This window comes from Burkholderia sp. Bp8984 (genome assembly GCF_003853755.1).
In the GTDB taxonomy this organism is placed as follows: Bacteria; Pseudomonadota; Gammaproteobacteria; order Burkholderiales; family Burkholderiaceae; genus Burkholderia.
Window position 1 is genome coordinate 43,153 of record NZ_QTQN01000044.1, and the last position, 19,580, is coordinate 62,732.

At 63.1% G+C, this 19,580-nt stretch carries 16 protein-coding genes and 1 pseudogene; 8 read left to right on the top strand and 9 right to left on the bottom strand.

The window, feature by feature from the left end:
- The first annotated feature begins 9 nt into the window (after window positions 1-9).
- Window positions 10-1,332 carry an MFS transporter gene (locus DID98_RS31490; protein ID WP_124571982.1) on the top strand — a complete coding sequence of 441 codons (1,323 nt, stop codon included), beginning with the start codon at window positions 10-12 and terminating at the stop codon, window positions 1,330-1,332.
- Window positions 1,333-1,334: 2 nt separating this feature from the next.
- A complete protein-coding gene (locus tag DID98_RS31495) occupies window positions 1,335-2,267 on the top strand; it encodes an amidohydrolase (protein ID WP_124571983.1) in 933 nt (310 codons plus the stop codon).
- Window positions 2,268-2,428: 161 nt separating this feature from the next.
- Here DID98_RS31495 and DID98_RS31500 read toward each other — a convergent pair whose 3' ends face one another.
- The gene (locus DID98_RS31500; protein WP_124571984.1) at window positions 2,429-3,664 is read right to left on the bottom strand and encodes an MFS transporter; all 1,236 of its coding nucleotides are present in this window, start codon (window positions 3,662-3,664) and stop codon (window positions 2,429-2,431) included.
- Entirely contained in the window at window positions 3,661-4,026 is a 366-nt protein-coding gene (locus DID98_RS31505) for a RidA family protein (RefSeq protein WP_124571985.1), read from the bottom strand. The genes DID98_RS31500 and DID98_RS31505 overlap by 4 nt, the downstream gene beginning before the upstream one ends.
- 114 nt (window positions 4,027-4,140) lie before the next feature.
- On the opposite strand from DID98_RS31505, the gene DID98_RS31510 reads away from it, so the two are divergent.
- On the top strand, window positions 4,141-4,980 hold the full coding sequence (locus tag DID98_RS31510) for a TrmB family transcriptional regulator (RefSeq protein ID WP_124571986.1): 840 nt from the start codon (window positions 4,141-4,143) through the stop codon (window positions 4,978-4,980).
- A 504-nt stretch (window positions 4,981-5,484) separates the two neighbouring features.
- Here the strand turns inward: DID98_RS31510 and DID98_RS31515 are convergent.
- On the bottom strand, window positions 5,485-6,465 hold the full coding sequence (locus DID98_RS31515) for a LysR family transcriptional regulator (RefSeq protein WP_124571987.1): 981 nt from the start codon (window positions 6,463-6,465) through the stop codon (window positions 5,485-5,487).
- 117 nt (window positions 6,466-6,582) lie between these two features.
- On the opposite strand from DID98_RS31515, the gene DID98_RS31520 reads away from it, so the two are divergent.
- From DID98_RS31520 to DID98_RS31540, 5 genes are all read left to right on the top strand, one after another.
- Window positions 6,583-7,770 carry a M20 aminoacylase family protein gene (locus tag DID98_RS31520; protein WP_260428126.1) on the top strand — a complete coding sequence of 396 codons (1,188 nt, stop codon included), beginning with the start codon at window positions 6,583-6,585 and terminating at the stop codon, window positions 7,768-7,770.
- 220 nt (window positions 7,771-7,990) lie between these two features.
- The gene (locus DID98_RS31525; protein WP_185640909.1) at window positions 7,991-9,136 is read left to right on the top strand and encodes a porin; all 1,146 of its coding nucleotides are present in this window, start codon (window positions 7,991-7,993) and stop codon (window positions 9,134-9,136) included.
- Between the two features lie 45 nt (window positions 9,137-9,181).
- Entirely contained in the window at window positions 9,182-9,580 is a 399-nt protein-coding gene (locus tag DID98_RS31530) for a BON domain-containing protein (protein WP_124571989.1), read from the top strand.
- A 37-nt stretch (window positions 9,581-9,617) separates the two neighbouring features.
- Window positions 9,618-10,919 carry an MFS transporter gene (locus DID98_RS31535; RefSeq protein ID WP_124571990.1) on the top strand — a complete coding sequence of 434 codons (1,302 nt, stop codon included), beginning with the start codon at window positions 9,618-9,620 and terminating at the stop codon, window positions 10,917-10,919.
- A gap of 1,464 nt (window positions 10,920-12,383) precedes the next feature.
- The gene (locus DID98_RS31540; protein WP_409362347.1) at window positions 12,384-12,617 is read left to right on the top strand and encodes a hypothetical protein; all 234 of its coding nucleotides are present in this window, start codon (window positions 12,384-12,386) and stop codon (window positions 12,615-12,617) included.
- Between the two features lie 254 nt (window positions 12,618-12,871).
- On the opposite strand, the gene DID98_RS31545 is transcribed toward DID98_RS31540, so the two are convergent.
- The 6 genes and pseudogenes from DID98_RS31545 to DID98_RS31570 all read right to left on the bottom strand — a co-directional run.
- Window positions 12,872-13,975: a porin gene (locus DID98_RS31545; protein ID WP_124571991.1), complete on the bottom strand. Its 1,104-nt coding sequence runs from the start codon at window positions 13,973-13,975 to the stop codon at window positions 12,872-12,874.
- A 347-nt stretch (window positions 13,976-14,322) separates the two neighbouring features.
- A complete protein-coding gene (locus DID98_RS31550; protein ID WP_124571992.1) occupies window positions 14,323-15,354 on the bottom strand; it encodes a hypothetical protein in 1,032 nt (343 codons plus the stop codon).
- A gap of 62 nt (window positions 15,355-15,416) precedes the next feature.
- Window positions 15,417-16,889 carry a glucose-6-phosphate dehydrogenase gene (gene zwf, locus DID98_RS31555; RefSeq protein WP_124571993.1) on the bottom strand — a complete coding sequence of 491 codons (1,473 nt, stop codon included), beginning with the start codon at window positions 16,887-16,889 and terminating at the stop codon, window positions 15,417-15,419.
- A complete protein-coding gene (locus DID98_RS31560) occupies window positions 16,886-17,818 on the bottom strand; it encodes a carbohydrate kinase (RefSeq protein WP_124571994.1) in 933 nt (310 codons plus the stop codon). The genes zwf and DID98_RS31560 overlap by 4 nt, the downstream gene beginning before the upstream one ends.
- Window positions 17,819-17,834: 16 nt before the next feature.
- Window positions 17,835-19,433 carry a glucose-6-phosphate isomerase gene (gene pgi / locus DID98_RS31565; RefSeq protein ID WP_124571995.1) on the bottom strand — a complete coding sequence of 533 codons (1,599 nt, stop codon included), beginning with the start codon at window positions 19,431-19,433 and terminating at the stop codon, window positions 17,835-17,837.
- A gap of 33 nt (window positions 19,434-19,466) precedes the next feature.
- Window positions 19,467-19,580, bottom strand: a pseudogene (locus DID98_RS31570) (ABC transporter); the annotation flags it as partial.

Below are 19,580 nucleotides of genomic sequence, written 5' to 3' on the forward strand. Positions count from 1 at the left end.
GGAGACAACATGCAAACGGGTTTCATGGAAGCGTCCGCGATCGAGCGCCGGACCATACGAAAGGTCGTTTGGCGACTCATTCCCTTTTTGATGATCTGCTACCTGCTGGCCTTCATCGACCGGGGCAACGTGGGGATGGCGTCGCTGCAGATGAACGAGGATCTCGGGATGTCCGCGAAGGTCTTCGGCTTCGGCAGCAGCCTGTTCTTCATTTCATACTTCTTTTGCGAAGTGCCGAGCAACCTCGCGCTGCAGAAATACGGCGCGCGGATCTGGATCGCCCGGATCATGATCACGTGGGGCATCGTGTCGGCGGCGACCGCGCTCGTGCACAATGCGACGACGTTCTACGTGCTGCGCTTCCTGCTGGGCGCGGCCGAGGCCGGCTTCTTCCCCGGCGTGCTGCTTTATTTGTCGTACTGGATTCCCGCGCAGTATCGCGGGCGCATCGTCGCGACGTTCATGGTCGCGATTCCGGCCGCGAGCTTCATCGGCTCGCCGCTCTCCGCGCTGCTGTTGCAGATGGACGGCTTCTGGGGCCTGCGCGGATGGCACTGGCTGTTCATTCTCGAAGGCGTTCCGACCGTGCTGCTCGGCATTGCGTGCCTGTTCATGCTGACGAATAAGCCGGAAAACGCGAAGTGGCTCGATGACGATGAGCGTGCGTGGCTCACGAGCGCGCTTGCCGCCGGCCACAAGACCCACAAGAAGGTGCCGTCGTTGCCGCTCACGCAACTGTTCCGCAATCGCTACGTGCTGTGCCTCGCGCTCGTCGACACGTGTGCGTCCGCGGCAGGCAGCACGCTGTCCGTGTGGCAGCCGCAGTTGCTGAAGTCGTTCGGCTTGACCGTCATGGAGACCGGCCTGCTGAATTCGGTGCCGTACGCGGTGGCCTCCGTCCTGATGGTCTACTGGGGCCGGCGCTCGGACCGCGTCGGCGAACGGCGCTGGCACACGGTCGTGCCGATGCTGCTGATCGGCGTGGGCCTGTTCGCGACGTCGCTCAGCGGATCGCTGCTGCCGACGATCTGCATGCTCTGCGCGGTGCTCGTGGGCGCGTATTCGTTCAAGGGCCCGTTCTGGGCGCTCGCGACCGACATGCTGTCCAACAGCACCGTGGCGGCCGGGCTCGCGACGGTCAATGCGATCGCGAACCTGCTCGGCGGCGGGCTGATGGTGAACGTGTATGGGTGGGTGAAGGCGGCGACGGGCAGCTATGCGCTCGCATTGATGCCGCTCGCGATCCTCACGCTCGTGAGCGTCGCGACGCTGCTGCTGCTCACGCGCAATCATGCGTCCGGCAAGCTGGTCGGCAAGGCGGGGACCATCTGATCATGGCGCGGATGGCAAGACGCGGGTTCCTCCGGATCGCCGGTGCGACGCTGGCTTCGGCTGCATTGCCGAGGCCGGCCGCTGCCGACGAAACCTGGTCGAGCGGCATCGCGCGCCCGGCGTTCCGGCTGCCCGAAGGGGCGATCGATTGTCACATGCACGTCTACGACGACCGGTTCCCGGTCGCGCCGGGCACGACGCTGCAACCGCCGAATGCGACCGTCGCGCAATACCGGAGCGTGCAGATGCGCGTCGGTGTGAAGCGCAACGTGGTCGTGACGCCGTCGACGTACGGGACGGACAACCGCTGCACGCTGATGGCGCTCGCGCAGTTCGGCGACGCCGCGCGCGGCGTGGCCGTCGTCGACAGCACCGTGAGCGACGACGAACTTCGGGCGCTCGATCAAGGCGGCATCCGTGCGATCCGGTTCAACCTGAGCTATCCGGGCGCGACGACGCTCGACATGCTGGCGCCGCTCGCGGCGCGTATCGCGAACCTCGGATGGCATATCGAGCTGGTGGTGCAGGGCGCGCGGCTGCCGGAGCTGGAGCGTCATCTTGCGGTGCTGCCTTGTCCGCTCGTCATCGACCATATCGCGCATGTGCCGCAGCCCGGCGGGCTGTCGTCGGCCGCGTTTCGTAGCGCGCAACGCCTGGTTGAAAAGGGCAATACGTGGATCACGTTGTCGGGCCCGTACGTCGACAGCAAGACGGGGGCGCCTGCCTACGACGACGTCGCACCGGTCGCGAAGGCGCTGATCGACATGGCGCCGGAGCGCATGCTGTGGGGCACCGACTGGCCGCACCCGACGCAGAAGACGGACAAGCCGGATGACGCAAGCATGCTGGATGTGATCGCCGGCTGGATCGGGCGTCCGGACTGGCAGCGGCTGATATTCGTTGCCAACCCCGCGAAGGTGTATGGGTTTGCGTAGCGCAGGCAGGATGTCGCGAAAGCGTCGGGGCAGTGTTGTCGGGTATCCGGGGCCGACTGCATCCGTCGACTCTCGGCCATTAAGCGACATCCATCAGATCGTTTGTACGGACGGTCAAGAGGCGGTTCATGAACAAGAAGCCGCCGTTCAATGCCTCATCATCAAATCTGCTCAGTATCCGTGTTATGGAGTTGAAGGCCTCTGCGAGTTCCGACCGGCTCGCGGGTAATGTCGAGGGCGCAAATAACGCCCGCGGTCGCCGTTGTGATCGTCGCCAACAGCGCGAGCACTTCCCAGCCAGCTCTGATTGCGACCATACCTGCCACGGCCGTACCAATCGCGCCTGCGCCGTAGTAGGAAGTCAGATAAGCCGAGTTCAATGCGCCTGCGCGCGTTGGTTGGATAGCAACGACGCTGGCCTGATTGGCGACTTGTGCGGCGAAACAACCGGCATCGAATACGGCCAGCGCGGCCGCAGTCGCGGCTGGGTGGCCGAGTGCGAAAGTCAGCGCACACGCGGAAAACGCCGCGAGAGTGAGGCCGCAAACTATCACGGCGCGGCTGCCGAACCGGTCGGCCAAACGTCCCGCGACACGCGTCACGACGAGACCTAGGAGTCCAGCGAGGCTGTAAAGTCCGATGGTCGCCGCATCTAGGTTATACGGCGGCGCGGCGAGGCGCACCGCAAGGCCGACCCAGATCAAATTGAAAGCAAAAAACCACAACATCCCGGCGTAGATGCGCAAACGTAACGGTCGCGATGCCCGTATCAAGGGCGGCATGGAACGCAACGTTGAAAAGTATCCGATGCGCCCGAGTGGACGTTCCGCAGGCAGTAACGGAATAACGCAAAGGGCTGAAACGGTCACGAAGGCGGCGAACGCCAACAGTGCGCCTCGCCATCCATACCTCTGCGCCAGCACCCCACCCACGAATCGACTCAGCAGTATCCCCGCGGATATGCCAGCAGAGATCGTCCCCATGCGCCGTGCTCGACTTTGTGGATCGGCGCATTTGCCAACCACGGCACTGCTTTGCGCAGCAACCGTCGTGGTGGCGCCGACGAGAACGAAGCAAGCAATGAGCGCGTTCGGGCATGGCGCCCAGGCCGCAAGCACCAAGGCACATGCAAGCGCGAACATCTGCGCCGGAATCAAGGTGCGCGGACTCAGCTTGTCCACTAGCGGAACCAGCAGTACCAGGCCGAGCAGATAGCCGATCATTGCGCCGGACGCCACGGCCGTAATCGGTGCGACGGGCACCCCAAAATCGGCGGCGATGAAAGACAGCGCCGGTTGTATGGCGTAGTTGTTCGCGATGGCACCGCCAGCCGCGATCGAAAGCACCGCTACCGCGCGGCCCGACAGCCGCGCGTTCTGCTCAGCCCCGGCCTTCACTTGTCGGCCCTGACGGCAATGGCCTCGACCTCTGCGAGGATCGCGTCATCAACGAACGGCAGCGCATGCACGAGCGAAAAAGCCGGCCGAATGTCGCCATAGACCTCGCCGTGCGCGCGTGCAGCGTCTTCCCAGTGTTCGAAGTCCGCGACGACCAAACGGCTCTGGACCACATCCTGCAACTGAAAACCATTGTCGATGAGCACTTTCTCGACAGTGGCAAGTGCATCCCGGGTCTGCGTGTAGACATCCGGACCTTTGCCGGCCGTACCTGAAATGTAGATCGTATCGTTCACGATCACTGCCCGTGAGTAACCGACTTTGGGCTCCCACGAGGAGCCTGTGCTGATGAGTTGACGCATGGGGACCGTCCTTTGAGGGCGTGGTTTACGAACAACTACTTGGGTAGTAGTTAAGTGTGATCGTATACTACTGAAGTAGTTAGTCAACTACCTTCAAACAGAAACGAGTCACGCATGACGGCAGACACCGAATTGATCGCGTCAATGACGCGGCTGGGATTCACCCAGTACGAAGCGCAGGCATACGCGGCCCTGGTGGGTCAGGCCGCGCTGACAGGAGCGGAAGTGAGCCGCAGAGCATCGATGCCCCCTTCGAAGGTATATGAGACGCTGGCCCGTCTCGAAGCGAGGGGCGCCGTGCTCGTTAACCGATCCGAACCTGTGCGTTACGCGGCGGTTCCCCACACGTCGCTGTTGGCCGAGCTCCGCTCACGCTTCAATGCCGACCTTGAATCCGCGGCTTCCGCACTGGATCGCCTGCCCGTTCAACAGGAACCCGGGTTGGTCTGGTCGCTTAGCGGCGCGGAGCCGATCGTCCAGGCTTTTGCACGCGTGATTTCGAACGCGCAAACATGTTTGTTCGCCGGTATCTGGGACGAGGAGCTTGACGAATTGGGTCCGCTGCTTGAAGCGGCCAGCAGGCGGGGGATCGACACCCATGTCGCCATCTATGGCAATAAGACGGTGAATGGCCCTCACACATATGACATGGCCGAATGCGGGGCCAGCGCGAGACTGCGTCTTTCTGGCCGTCGCCTTGCAGTGGTGGTGGCAGACGAGGACGATGCGGTGGTGGCCGAGTTCGGCGACGAAACTCCCGACCAGGCCACAGTAACCACGAATCCGGTCATCGCACTGCTGGCCGTCGAGTACATCAAGGCCGACGTCAGCGGTCGCCTGATGATCAATGCGATGTCTTCAGCGGCATACAAAAAGTTGCTGACGACACCGGCCATGCGGGCAATGCTCCGGCCTGTTGCAACCAAGGCCGAAAAAAGTGCCGGGAGCGATTGAGGGTTGCGCCCCGTGCGAACACGCAAACGACCGTTGTACTTCGGCGGCGGTCCTTGCGGGTGCACAGAGGTGATTGGCCGGAGTGGGTCGATCTGCGCCGGTCGTGCGTCACAGGGCGGCGGCCGGACGCGTTCGGCCACGAAGAGTCGCTCGGCCGATCGAGACGTACGCCTCAAATTCGACGCGTTTCGGTCATTCATTGAGTTCGTCGTTGGGCTTGTTCGCGAGCCACGTAAAGAAAAAACCGAGTGGAAACGCCAATCGCCAGGCTCACGCCACGCAATGGGCACGAGGCGATGCGTTTCGCCGTCCTCCTCGATGGCGGGCACCGTGCCGCGCGCAAATCTCCGTAGCCGCGGCGGCGGGTATGAGTTCAACGGGCAGATCGTCCGATCGATACGCCGACGGTACAGCCGTGGATCCTTATCGTTTGCGAAAACCGCCGTTTCGCCAGCGATATCGAAAGGCGGTGGAATCCTCCGCCATCGCGAAAGCCGGACAATGTTATCGATTCTGTGCCTCGGCGGGCGGGCGGGTGCCGTCAGCGCACGTCGAACTTATCCATTCGGGTTCCGTTCGTCGTCCATTGTCCGTCGCGCGCGAAACGCCGCCACGCAAAATGCAATCGACGAAATACTCGGCAGGTCGCGTCAGTTGCAAGCCCGATGGCGTCAGCAGAAATAGGCGCAATGGCGGCGGCGTTTCGGCCAACGGCAACTTCACGAACGTCCGGCCTAGCTCGGTTCCTTCAAGCGAATGCTGGGTCCATGCGAACACCGAGTCCGTGTTCGCGGTCAGGCCGTAGAAAAGCGCATACGAGGTACAGCGTGTAATGCAGTCCGGCGGCATTATGTTGACGCGCCGAAACATGGCGCGAATGTAATCGGGTTGATTTTCGGTCACATCGGTGTGGATCCATTCGGCTTCGCGCAACGTCTCCAACGAATCGGCTCCCGCATATTTGCTCTTTGCCCGGGTAACAAAAACCGTATCGAACGCGAACAGTTCCTTCGCATCGCCTGACGCGGGAAGCGGCGCGGCGAAAGCGCTAAACGCGAGGTCGACCGTGCGGTTTTGCAGTTGTTCGCTAAGTTGATTGAAACCCAGCTCGCGAAACTCCACCGCGACTTTAGGCCAGCGCTTGCGGAACTCAACGAATGCCGCCGTCAGCCCGGTGGTGCCCGTAATCGGCGTCACTCCGATCACGAGGTTGCCGTCGCGACGTCCCTTTAAATGCGCCATGTCTTCTTCGGCTCGTTCGATCTCGCGCACCACGGTCTGTGCCCGGTTCAGCAGCGCGGCGCCTTCCGCCGTCGGCACGACGCCCCACTGGTTGCGTTCGAGTAATTGCACGCCGAACTCACTTTCCAGTTCCCGGATCGCCTTGGTGATGGCGGGCTGACTGACGTGCAACGAGACGGACGCGCCCTTGATGCTCCCAGTGGCGGAAACGGCAACCATTGCCCGCAGATGGTGAATTTTCATAATGTGGTGCGTCTTTCAACGTGGTTATACGGATCACAATTTGTGCGTTTTTCTTTCCGGCCGGAATCTCTACGCTCTCTCCCGACGGTTAATGACAGTGAGTCAGGGAGTTCATCAATGATGCAGGAATATACCGGGCTATTCGCGGATCTTCGTGAGTCGGAAGAACAATTTATCTCCGTCCGACGCGACATCCATGCGCACCCCGAACTCGGATTCGCGGAAACGCGGACCGCCAACCTCGTCGCGCGCCAGCTGCGCGACTGGGGCTACGAAGTGACGACCGGAATCGGCGGCACTGGCCTGGTCGGCCAGATCCGCCGCGGGTCGTCCGAACGAAAGATCGGCCTGCGCGCCGACATGGACGCATTGCCGATTCAGGAAGAGACCGGCTTGCCGTATGCGAGCACGGTCGAACGCACGATGCACGCGTGCGGCCACGACGGACACACGGCCATCCTGCTGGCCGCCGCGCACCACCTCGCGACGCGCGCCACATTCGAAGGCACGCTGAACGTGATTTTCCAGCCGGCCGAGGAAGGCCTCGGGGGCGCCCTACGCATGATCGAAGACGGTCTGTTCACACGCTTTCCTTGCGACATGGTCTTCGCGCTGCATAACGCGCCCGGCCTGCCGGTCGGCCATTTTGCGTTGCGCCACGGCTGCATGATGGCCTCGTCCGACACGGTGACGATCACCGTCACCGGAAAGGGCTCGCACGGCGCGGCGCCGCATCGCGGCTGCGATCCGATCGTCGCCGCGTCGGGCATCGTGCTCGCGCTGCAATCGATCGTCTCGCGCAACATCGATCCGACCCGAGCGGCCGTGGTGACCGTCGGCGCCTTCAATGCCGGCTCGGCAGGCAACGTGATCCCGCAGACGGCCACGCTGAAAATGTCGGTTCGCGCGCTCGACAGCGATACCCGCACGACGCTCGAACAGCGCATTCGCGAGATTGCCCGGCTGCAGGCGCAGGCCTATGGGGCAAGCGCCGAGATCGATTACAAGATGATCTCTCGCGCGCTCGTCAACGACCGGCAAGCCGCCGACCTCGCCATTGAGACGATCGAAGCGCTGGCCGGCAAGGAATCGCTGACGATGATGCCCGATACCGTGATGGGCAGCGAGGACTTCTCGTGGATGACCGAGCATCTTCCTGGCTGCTATGTGCTGCTTGGTAACGGTGTTGGCTCGACCGGAGGATGCATGGTCCACAACCCGTCGTATGACTTCAACGACGACGCGCTGATCTGGGGCGCCGCGTATTTCGTCGCGCTCGTTGAGCGCTATCTGCACGCGGCCTGAACGAAGCCCATTCAGACCAAACCACCTGCCGGCCGACGCAACACCCACAACATCTCGCGTCCCATCCGGGCCGTGCGTTCTTCTGACCCAATCCGCAAAGAGTCAATCAATGGCCACGAGAAGTCTTTCGTTATTCAATCAGACGTGCTCGCCGACCGTGTTCTTAAGGGGTTCCGCTGCATCGTCGAAACGTTCCGGCCGCCGCGCCGCACGAACTGCATTGCGCACGACCCTGCTCGCCGCGCTCGGTGTAACCGCTCAGGGGGCGTGGGCGTCCGACTCGTTCTACAACGATTATTTCGTCGGTATTCCGTATGTCGGTCTCAGTGCCTACACGCCGGGTATTAAGTTGTATGGCGCCATCGATCAGGCAGTGGGCTTCACCAAAGGCGCGCAAACTGCATTCGTTCAGCAAAGCGGCGGTCAGTGGACGTCGAAGTTCGGCTTGTACGGCGTCGAAGATCTCGGCAATGGTTTCCGCTTGCGCTTCACGCTCGAAAACGGCTTTAACGCCGCGAACGGTCAACTTGGCACGGCCACTACGCTGTTTAATCGCGAGGCGTGGGTGGCGATCGGTTCGCGCCGGACTGGAGAACTGAAGTTTGGTTTGCAGGACGATGTCGGCGTGCCGTTGTTCGTGGATGTCTTCGGGCAGGTCAGCACGGTGTCGGGCGTCGCGTTTCTGACGCCGTGGGTCTATGACCTCGGGCCCGGGGCGAGCTACGAGCCGGCGCGCCTGCCGAATGCGATCAGTTACTCGACACCGTGGTTCGGTCCGTTCAATGCGCAACTGGCCGTCTCGCTTGCAAGCCAGGGCAGCACCGCGCCGACAGTGACGACGCGCGCGATGTCACTGAACTATTACGACGGACACCTGTTCGGCGCGCTTAGCTATGTGGGCAGCTACGCGCTCAATGCGCTGACCACGTCGTCGTACGTGCGTACCGACAACTTCGCCGCGGGCGCGGTGTATGACGGCGGCCGTTACGTGCTGTCGGGCGGTTACAGCTTTCTGGCGCCGCGTCTCGCGGGGGACCGAGTGGCTTCGCTGTACACGCTGGGCGGAATTTACCGATACCAACGCAGCGACTTTCGCGCCGAGCTCGCGTTTCGCGCGGTGTGCGGCGTCAACGACCGGTCGTATGGCGTGACGCTCGGCTACGACTACAACCTGTCCCAGCGCACCGCGCTGTATGTGCGCGGATCGCTGATCACGAACACTGGAAAGGCCCCAAGCTACGGCCGCTATCCGAGCGTGCAGCCGACCGTTGACAACATCAGCACCTCTTACACCGGTACAAATGGCGAGCTTGAAAACTACGCGTCGCCGCATGTTGTCCTCGTCGGCATGTACCACAAGTTCTGAACTGCGCCACGCATCGGACATTGCCGCAACATACGGATAACCAGCATGAAGACAATCACGAAAACGATCACGACGGCGAGCGCAGTGCTGCTGACGGTGGTCTGTATCGACGGATACGCGCAAAGCACCGGTACGGGGAATCCGGCGTTCGTGGCAGTCGCGACGACCGCCAGTGCCGCTGTGCAAACGGCAAGCGGCGTCGTTTCAGATCGGCAACTGGCCGCGTCCGTGCGCAGTGCGCTGCATGGCGCTCGTCGCCGTGGCCTGCGGTCCAGCTACATCCGTGTGCGCGCGAAAGGCGGCGTGGTGACGCTGACCGGCGTCGTCGCGGACGACAGCCAAATCGCGCTCTCGACCAGCATCGTACAAGGCGTGCCGGGCGTGACCTCGGTCGTCAACAAACTGAAGCTGCGCGTGGTGGCCGGCATAAAAGGCACCGAATAACTGCGGCTGACTACTTACTACCTGACAACTTTCCATCATGAATGCAACCAATCAAACAGGGACCGTCGCACCTGCCGCGCTATCGAGCCGCACGGACCGTTCGATCATTGTCGCGGCGGCGCTCGGCAACGGACTCGAGTTCTTCGACTTCACCGTCTATAGCTTCTTCGCCGCACTGATCGGAAAACTGTTTTTTCCGACCGATAGCGAGTTCGGCTCGTTGATGCTGTCGCTCGCCACGTTCGGCGTGGGATTCGTCGTGCGCCCGCTCGGCGGGATCGTGATCGGCGCCTATGCCGATCGCGCGGGCCGCAAACCGGCGCTCGTGCTGACCGTCCTGATGATGGCGCTCGGCACCGGCGTGATCGGCCTTGCACCGACGTACGCAAGCATCGGCTATGCGGCGCCCGCGCTGATCGTCTGTGGACGCTTGCTGCAGGGCTTCTCGGCTGGCGGTGAAGTCGGCGCCGCGACGACGCTGCTGATGGAATCGGCATCGAAGGGGCAGCGCAACTCGCTCGTTAGCTGGCAGATCGCGAGCCAGGGCGGGGCGTTGCTCGCGGGGGCACTCGTCGCCACGACGTTGTCGCGGACGCTGTCGCATGACGCGCTGCTGTCGTGGGGATGGCGTGTGCCGTTTCTGATCGGGTTGCTGATCGGGCCGCTGGGCTTTTATTTGCGCAGTCATCTCGACGATACGTTGCCGGCCGCACAGGCAACGGCAGCGCACGCGCCGTCCGCGTCGCCGCAGCAACGCCCGCGTCTGCCGGTCAGGCAGATCGTCGCCGGGACGATGATGGTGGTCGGCGGCACATCGTCGATGTACACGATCGCGTTCTTCATGCCGTCGTTTTTGACGTTGACGCTCGGGATGCCGTCGGCCATTTCTTCGCTCGCCGCCGGCATGGCGGGTGCCGTGCTACTGATCGGTTCGCCGATTGGCGGGCGGATCGCGGATCGCGTGCGCAGTCGCAAGAACTTCCTTTATACGCTGTCGATCGTCTCGCTGCTGTTGCTGCTGCCGGCGTTTTACGTGATTCGCGCGTGGCCCTCGATCGGTACCGTGCTGGCGGTCGTCGCCGTGCTGACCGGAATAATGTCGCTGTCGAGCCCGGCCGGTTTCGTGTTGATGCTCGAAGCATTGCGCCCCGAAGGCCGCGCAACGTCGCTCGGCATCATCTACGCACTCGGCGTGACCGTATTCGGCGGCTTCGCACAGTTGATCGTCAGCGCGCTTTGGAAGATGAGCGGCAGTTTCTATGCACCTGCATGGTATGTGCTGGCTTGCGGATTCGTGAGTTTTGCGGGACTGATGCTGTTCCCCGAATGCGAAAAGTAGGGACGCCGTCCGCGCGTATCTTCGCTTCGCGGTCGATCTACCGTGGCGAGGTCGCCGCGCGGACGGGCGGGTGAACGGCGTGGGAAAATCGACGTCGCGCAGATGTATATCCGCGAGAAAGTCCCGCTGCGCGAGATTGCGGTGCGTGCGGGCGTGTTCCCAGACACGTCACGAAGCTGGCTTTGGTAGACGGACGCCGTCGAACCCAAGTACCCCGAATGGGTCAACCCGAGCGTCATTGACGAGTGGAGTGCGCAACTGACAGTTTGGTTGCGCGCGGAGAGCCATCGCCCGGGGCGTGACTGGCACACAGTGCGGTTCACCGGGGCAATCCCCCGATCAGGGCCACGGGGGCTGCTCCGGCCTCGTCAGCGCGTTCATGCAGCGCTGGCACGAGGAGCCGGTTGAAGCCCCGGGAAGGCCTACGTGACGCTCGCCTTCGAACCGCGCGAGGCATTCCAATTTAACTGGATCTGCGAATGCGCCTTCATCCGGTGGACTTCGGCGATGCCTGTAGGTCGCCCACGCCAAGCCGAATGCCAGCCGTGGCTTCTGGCTGATCGCGTATCCTAGTCAGAGTCACGAGATTCTATTCGACGCGCGCGCCAGTGCATTCGCCTCAGTCGATAGACTGTCGACGGGCGTCACACACCTGATGAACGGCAAAATCGATAGGACAGGCGACTGACTTTCTACGGTTGAAAGACCGATATTGCATCGCAAGCTGCCGTCCACATAAACGCCTCAACCGTCTGTAACGGGTCGTTCAGAGTCGTTCGCGGCGCGCCAGAATGGCCATTCGCTGTCTCGTACAGCTCCTGACGTTGGGCTGAATGCGCAAGCAGGATAGGGAACCTTATCACTACGGGAGTTGGCACTGGTCTTCGCCTGGTTGCAGTCAGTGAAAACTTTAATTCGCAATGTGCAACCTCATGAATTCCAGAGAAGTCCGCATCATTCGGTGCACGTCGACCTGCGGAGTGACATCTTTGCTTCGGAAACGGCGACACCAGTATAGAGAATTGCACGGTGCGTCGCTCTTTCGTAAAGGTAGTCGCAGTGCCGGTCCATGGTAAATTCGCCGCCTCGCACCGTCAGCACAAAAGGAGACCACTGCGTACGAAGATCTTGTGATTGTTACGCAATACGACGGAAAGGACTTGATGTCCGTCGAAGCGATTTGCACATACGACGAAGAAGGGTAGGCGCAGGAGTGCGCGGATGCGGCGAATGCATGCATCGAGATCACGACTTGCGCGGATCAGGGCACTGACCTGTGGAGGTGATTGCGGCACTAGGTAGAAGTGCATTTGCGCGAGGCCGGCATTTCCTAAAAGAACCTGTATTTCGAGGACGGCCGCGGTAATTAACCCGCCTTCACGGCTCGCGACCGGCCCGATCAGAACAGTTGACCGGGCTTGCTCGCGCGCGCCTCGGCTGATTCGCGCGCAGGGTTACTGGCGCGTGCTGCTGCTCTCCTACCTGGTGTTGCCGGTGCGCGGCGCGCTTGCCGCGATGCTGATGAGCGAGGCGGGCGTCTGGCCGGTGCAAGTGCTCGCGCAGCACTTCGGTTATTCGACCGCATTCGTCGTGCCGGACGCTGTGTCGACGGGCTCGCTCGTGCTCTGGCTCGGCCATGCGTGCTCGCTGAGCCGCGTGTGCGGCAAGCCGGGCGATCTGCCGACCACGTCGTCGTGAACGTGCTTTCCCTCGTCATGCCATTCCCGGCCTGCCCGTGAATTCCGTTTCGCTTGCCTGGCTGATTGCCGCGTCGCCACGGCGGGTGTCGTCATCCGTCCGGGCGGCTGGCCCGGCGCGCATTCGGATCGATTCCAGGCCTGGCATTCTGTCGATGCGTGCGGTGCGATGGCCTGACGGCGCATCGCACCCGGACACGGTGCCAGAAGCGGCATGGCATGGCATGCCGCTTCTAGCCCGTGAGCGAGATCGAATCAGAACAAATGCTGGATGCCTGCATAGACGCCCGTCTGGCTATGCCCGGGTGTCGGATTGTCGTTGTAGCCGCCGCCGGCGATCGGACCGCCGGCACCCGCCGCGTTCGACTCCAGGCCGAAGTTCGCGTTCTTGCTGTTGCGAACGGTAGCAATCTGCATGTCGAAGAGCGTGCGCTTCGAGATGTTGTACGTGCCGCCAACCGTATAGATGTTGGCGTTGCCGCCGCCGTGGTTTGCGTTGACGTGATAGACGGCACCGGTCAAGGCCGCAGCCGGCGTCGCCTGCCACGTGATGCCGCCCCAGACCTGCTGCGTCGACGTAATCCCGTTGTTGGCGGTCGGCGCGCCGTTCGCGTGCGAGGCCTGATAGGCCGCCTGCAGCTTGAACTGGCCGAGGAATACGTTCACGCCCGCGAAGTACTCCCGGGAATAGTTGAACACGTCCGAGAACTTGCCGTTGACGTCGCGCGCCTCGTCGTAGATGCCGCGCACCTGGAAGTACGGATTCGTGTAGGTCAGTTGCAGGCCGTCGGCACGACCTTGTGCGGTCGTGCCGTTACCATTCCAACTGGTGGCGTTCGACAGCGAATACTGGCCGTACACGTCGAAACCGTAGAAGCTCGGCGACTGGTACGAAATGTTGTTGCTCGTCTTGTTCCAGTTGCGCCCGCGTACGAGCGAACCGGACGACCAGGACGTCTGGCCGAGCGGATCGAAGTCCCACAACCCGTTCGAAATCGAGAGCTCGCGGCCGAGCAGCAGCGTGCCGTAAGCGTCGTTGGAAAAACCGACCGTTGCCCAGCGATCCCAGATGGACCCGGTGCCGCCGAGGCTGCCGTTCATCGCATTGAACGAGCCTTCGAGGTGGAAGACCGCCTTGTTTCCACCGCCGAGATCCTCGGAGCCCTTCAAGCCCCACAGGCTGGTGCCCCAGTCGCCGCTCTCGGCACGCCAGCGGCTCGTCGTGCCGCCGTTGCCGTTGGCAATGCCGCTCAGGTACTCGATGCCCGCGTCGAGGCGGCCGTAGAGCGTGACACTGCTTTGTGCGTGGGCGACGATGCCTGCGGACATCAACGTGGCGGCGAGTATTGCTTTTTTCATAATTGGCTCCAAACCTGTCAGAAAGAAAACGTGTGACTGCGGCACAACAGACCCGGTCAGTTTTTTATTGAATAAAGTAAGGAAAACGAAATTATCTGTCGTGAAAAACGGATCGCGTATCAACAGGGAAAGTGAGATGTTCTTTGCTTGCGGCATGTCCAGCCGGGCAAACTGGACGAAAAGGTCTCCTTGGTCGGTATTGATGTGGGACGAAACTACGGGCGAGTCACGTAGTACAACTATTCATATATGAAATGCCGGACCGTCTGACGCTCATGGAGCCGGGCTTGGCCCGGCGCCCCTTGCCGACGATCTGCAGCGCGATCGGTCCGATCCACGATGCACGCCTAACGTGCGGCGAGCACCTCGAATCGATAGGCGATTTCAGTTGGCGTGTCAGGATTCAATGCAAGTGCCGTCCGGACCCCGCGGGAATTGATCGGATTGGGCGCGAGCGATGCCGCACGGCCAAGCTCGAATGCGCTCGCGACCGGCTCGATGCCCACGCAGAGGTTGCGGCCGTTCCACGGCGCGTACGCACGTCCTCGGTTGCTGATCCACAACAGCAGCGACGGCAGCGCATCGGCATCCCAGGTCAGGCGATAGCGTGCGCCGGCGACGGCGTCGGTCATCGTGACGGAACCGTCGATTCCGCAGAGCTGCAGGATTTCTTCCGTGGGCTGCGCGAGCGGTAGCTGGTCGAATGCACCGAAGCCGCCCTCGCCGAGCGGTACGCGCTCGAGTGATTCGAACGTCGCGCCGGCCAGCGCGCTCGATACGCGCGGTTCCGGACCTGCCGGGTGCACCATGCCGAAACGGTAGGTGCCGGGCTCGATTCGAAACGCGCCGGTGAGCGTCGGCAGCGCGAGATTCGGATGCAGACCGATGGGGCAGCGAGCCGACTTGCGCGCTTCGATACGGAGAACGATGTCGAAGGCAGCGCGCGCCGGATCGGCGCGCACGATGCGAGTCAGTCGTGCGATCGACGAGGTCTCGGGATATTCGATTTCAATTTCGATCTCGTGCGCGGTTTGCCTCACGAGTGACCAAACGCCGGTACAGCCGTAGCCATGCTGAAGGTCGTCGCTGGTGTCGAGTGCGACGTCATCCGGGACGATCGGCGTTGCGGCGGCCTTCCGCCAGCCGGGGGGCAGTCGGTCGGGAGAGTAGGGAACACCGAATGGCACGCACGGGAATTCGCTTCGCATGACGCCCAGCAGCCCGGCGGGTTGCGGCTCGGCCTGGCCGAGCCACGGCGCTTCGTAAAACGGACGGATCGTGCGGCCGCCTTGCTGTAATGCAACGCCGCCGAGCATACCTCCTGCTGCATGGAGATCGAACGCGCCGTGCGCCCATTTGAGATGCCAGACTGTATCCATTGCTTCGTCAGGTGTAGTCGGAGAGAACGCTTCTACGATGGGAAGAGGCATGCCGGAGCGGATCAGTTCTCTTCCTCGCTCCAGCAGGTGCCGTATCTCGCCAGCAACGCGCTGGCCTGCGCAGGCCCCCAGTTTCCGGCCGAATAGGGTTTGGGCGCCGCTTTCAGGTCGAGAATCGGCGCGACCCAGCGCCATGCGGCTTCCTGCTCGTCGCGACGCACGAACAGCGCGAGCCGGCCGGCGATCACGTCGAGCAACAGGCGCTGATACGCCTCCATCCGGTCTTGCCGAAAGAAGCGGTCGAACGCGAGATCGAGGTAGACGCCTTGCAGGGTCATGCCGAGCCCCGGCCGCTTCGCGAGCGTGCTCAGGCGAATCGATTCGTCCGGTTGCAGCTGGATCGTCAACCGGTTCGAGCCTGCCAGCAACGCCGTCGGACCGAGCGTCGAATGCGGCGGGCGCTTGAACGTGACGACGATTTCAGCCACGCGTCGCGCCAGCCGCTTGCCGGTGCGCAGAAAGAACGGCACGCCGGCCCAGCGCCAGTTCTCGACCTCGGCCTTGAGCGCGACGAACGTCTCGGTCGGACTGTCGGCCCGGATTCCGGATTCGTCGAGGTAACCCGGTACCGACTCTCCGCGGACCACCCCCGCGCGATACTGTCCGCGCACGACGCTCTGATGCAAGGCTTCCTCGGTGAGCGGCTTGAGCGCGCGCAGCACGCGCAGCTTCTCGTCGCGCACGGCGTCGGCTTCCATCGACTGAGGCGGTTCCATGGCGACGATCGCAAGTAACTGCAGCAGATGGTTCTGCACCATGTCGCGCAGCGCGCCGGTCTGGTCGTAAAACCCGCCGCGCCCGCCGACGCCGAGTTCCTCGGCAACCGTGATCTGAATGTTGTCGATCCATTCGCGGCGCCACAGAGGCTCGAACATCACGTTGGCGAATCGCAGCGCGAACAGGTTCTGCACGGCTTCCTTGCCGAGGTAATGATCGATCCGGTAGATCTGCTCTTCGGAAAAAATCTGTCCGACCGCATCGTTGATCGCCGTCGACGACGCGAGATCGTAGCCCAACGGTTTTTCGAGCACGATTCGCGAGGTCGGCGGAGCGAGCCCAGCCTGCGCGAGCGCGCGGCAAATCGGCACGAACAGCGATGGCCCTGTCGCCAGATAGAAGATCTGGCGCGACGACGCCGGCGAGAGCGCGTCGGCCAGACGCGAGAACGTGCCGGCCTGGCTTGCGTCGAGCGCCACGTACGAGAGCCGCTCGCGGAAGCCGCGCCACGCGCTTTCATCGAACCGGGCCTGCGTCAGATGCGGTCGCACCGACACGTCGACCCAGTCGAGGTAGCCGGCGGTATCGAGTTCGTTCTGCGCAACCGCGATGATGCGTCCCGCGGGGGCGAGCAGGCCATCGCGGTGAGCGGAGTAGAGCGCCGGCAGGATCTTGCGCATCGCGAGATCGCCGGTGCCGCCGAACAGCACGAATTCGAACGGAGCCTGGGTATCGGAGAACGGGAGGTGCGCATTCATGGAGTTTTGCTCGTGGCTGCGTTGGCCGATTCGATCAGCGCATGTACTTCGGCCGCCGTCGGCGCATAGGCGCCGGCGTGCGACGCGACGAGCGCCGCACAGGCGGCGGCGAACCGAAGATGTTCCGTCGCGGGGGCGTCCGGGCGCGTCAGCAGGCTCGCCATCCAGCTGCCGACGCACGCGTCGCCGCACCCGACCGTGTCGGCGACCGTGACCTTGAAGCCCGGCTGAACCAGCGTTTCATCACCGGCGAAGAGTTCCATGCCGGCCGCGCCGCGCGTGACGAGCACCGCTGCCTGCGGCGCCCACGCACGGATTTGCGCGAGTGCGGCTGCCTCGTCGAATTCCGGGAACAGGCCGGCGAGATCCTCGTCGGACACCTTGATGTAGTCCGAGAGGCCGATCATCGTGCGCAAGGTGTCGCGGTACGACGGGTCGGCCATCGGCGCGCGAAAGTTGGGATCGAACGAAATCCGCTTGCCGGCGGCGCGCGCCGCGAGCGCAATGTCGATCAGACGCGAGGCGAGGGGCTCGCGCACCAGGCCGAGACAGCCGAAATGAATGATCTCGGCGGCGTCGAGCCAGTCCGAAGGCAACGCGGCGGGATCGAACGCGAGGTCGGCGCTATTCTCGCCGATGAAGAAATATTTCGGCGGCCGCGTCTCGACCACCATCGCAAGCAGCGGCGGGCGGTCGACCTGCTGCGTGAAGCGCATGTCGAGGCCGGCTTCGGCGCTCTTTCGCATGAGCTCGTCGCCGAATATGTCGGCGCTCACGGCCCCGGCAAAGCCGGTCGGCGTGCCGAGGCGCGCGCCGACGCGAGCGACGTTCCAGCATGCGCCGCCGGCAACGCTGTGCCAGCGGTTCGTGTCGTCTCGAATGAAATCGGTCAGGGCTTCGCCGAAGATGACCAGTCGCGGTAGCTTCATGATGGGATTCGGGAGATCAGGCCGCAGCGTGGCGCCGCGTCTTGAAGCGGTTGATCAGTTGGTTGGTCGAGCCGTCGTGCGAGTCAATCTGCGCGGGGGTGAGCAACTCGTCCTCGATCGCAACCGCGAGCTTTTTGCCGAGTTCGACGCCCCATTGATCGAACGAATTGATCCGCCATACCACGCCTTGCACGAATACCTTGTGTTCGTACAACGCGATCAGCGCGCCGAGGGATGCCGGATCGAGCGTGTCCAGGCAGATCGTGTTCGTGGGCCGGTCGCCTTCGAAATTGCGATGCGGTTCGGTCGTCGAGCGCGATCCGTTCATCAATGCCTCCGACTGCGCGAAACAGTTTGCGACGAGGACGGCATGGTGATGATCGAACGCGTGATGCGGCCGCATGCACACGATGAAGTCGGTCGGGATGATCGCGGTACCCTGGTGCAGGAGCTGGAAGAACGCGTGTTGCCCGTTCGTACCCGGTTCGCCCCAGATGACCGGGCCGGTGGCGTAATCGACGCGCTCGCCGCCGAGCGTCACCGATTTGCCGTTGCTTTCCATGTCGAGCTGCTGCAGGTACGCGGGCAACCGGTGCAGATAGTTGTCGTATGGCGCGATCAGCTGGCTCGTCGTACCGAGGAAGTTCTGATGCCAGATGCCGATCAGGGCGAGCAGGACGGGCAGGTTGCGGGCCAGCGGTGCTTGCGCGAAGTGACGGTCCATCGCGTGCGCGCCGTCGAGCAGTTGCTCGAACGCGTCCATGCCGGCCATGATCGCGATCGGCAACCCGATGGCGGACCACAACGAGTAGCGTCCCCCCACCCAGTCCCAGAACGCGAACATGTTGCCGGTGTCGATGCCGAATTCCGCAACGGCCGTGGCATTCGTCGACACGGCGACGAAGTGGCGGGCGATCGCCGTGTCCGGCGCGCCGCTGTCGAGCAGCCAGGCGCGGGCGGTATGGGCGTTCAGGAGCGTCTCGCGGGTCGTGAACGTTTTCGACGACACGATGAACAGCGTCGTCTCCGGGTTCACGCGCTTGAGCACTTCGGCGATGTCGGCTGCGTCCACGTTCGAGACGAAATGCATCGTCAACCGTTCGTGCGCGTAAGGCTTGAGCGCCTCGCACACCATCTTCGGCCCCAGGTCCGAGCCGCCGATGCCGATGTTGACGACGTCGGTGATCTCGCGGCCCGTGTGGCCGCGCCACTCGCCGGAGCGAACCGCGTGGGAGAAGCGCCGCATCCGGGCCAGCACGTCGCTGACCTGTCGCGACACGTCGACGTCGTCGACGATACGCGGCGTACCCGAACGGTCGCGCAGCGCGACGTGCAGCACCGCGCGGTTCTCCGTGCGGTTGATGCGCTCGCCGGCGAACATCGCGTCGCGATACGCATCGACGCCCGCCTCCTGGGCGAGGGCGACCAGCAGGGCGATGGTTTCGTCGTCGACGGGGTTCTTCGAGTAATCGACGAAAAGCCCGGCCGCCTCGAGGCTGAAGCGCGATGCGCGTGCCGGGTCGCGGTCGAATCGTGCGCGAATCGAGACGCCGGACAACGCGTCCCGATGGCTGGCGAGCGCGCGCCACGCGCGCGTTTGGGTCAGTGAGGTCATGGTCGTATCAGGCCTGGGATGCGTTGGGACGGGTCAGTGCGAGCTCCAGCCTTTGTAAGCTTTCACGTTATCGCGCGTGACGAGCGTCGGCTCGATCAGGATCATCGGGTTGGCCGGCTTCTGGCCGTTCATGATCCCGTAGCCGAC

Bases quoted from the DNA above. Each gene is read 5' to 3' on its own strand.
- DID98_RS31490 (WP_124571982.1), top strand. From the start codon at position 10: ATGCAAACGGGTTTCATGGAAGCGTCCGCGATCGAGCGCCGGACCATA.
- DID98_RS31495 (WP_124571983.1), top strand. From the start codon at position 1,335: ATGGCGCGGATGGCAAGACGCGGGTTCCTCCGGATCGCCGGTGCGACG.
- DID98_RS31505 (WP_124571985.1), bottom strand. From the start codon at position 4,026: ATGCGTCAACTCATCAGCACAGGCTCCTCGTGGGAGCCCAAAGTCGGT.
- DID98_RS31510 (WP_124571986.1), top strand. From the start codon at position 4,141: ATGACGGCAGACACCGAATTGATCGCGTCAATGACGCGGCTGGGATTC.
- DID98_RS31515 (WP_124571987.1), bottom strand. From the start codon at position 6,465: ATGAAAATTCACCATCTGCGGGCAATGGTTGCCGTTTCCGCCACTGGG.
- DID98_RS31520 (WP_260428126.1), top strand. From the start codon at position 6,583: ATGATGCAGGAATATACCGGGCTATTCGCGGATCTTCGTGAGTCGGAA.
- DID98_RS31530 (WP_124571989.1), top strand. From the start codon at position 9,182: ATGAAGACAATCACGAAAACGATCACGACGGCGAGCGCAGTGCTGCTG.
- DID98_RS31535 (WP_124571990.1), top strand. From the start codon at position 9,618: ATGAATGCAACCAATCAAACAGGGACCGTCGCACCTGCCGCGCTATCG.
- DID98_RS31545 (WP_124571991.1), bottom strand. From the start codon at position 13,975: ATGAAAAAAGCAATACTCGCCGCCACGTTGATGTCCGCAGGCATCGTC.
- DID98_RS31550 (WP_124571992.1), bottom strand. From the start codon at position 15,354: ATGGATACAGTCTGGCATCTCAAATGGGCGCACGGCGCGTTCGATCTC.
- zwf (WP_124571993.1), bottom strand. From the start codon at position 16,889: ATGAATGCGCACCTCCCGTTCTCCGATACCCAGGCTCCGTTCGAATTC.
- DID98_RS31560 (WP_124571994.1), bottom strand. From the start codon at position 17,818: ATGAAGCTACCGCGACTGGTCATCTTCGGCGAAGCCCTGACCGATTTC.
- pgi (WP_124571995.1), bottom strand. From the start codon at position 19,433: ATGACCTCACTGACCCAAACGCGCGCGTGGCGCGCGCTCGCCAGCCAT.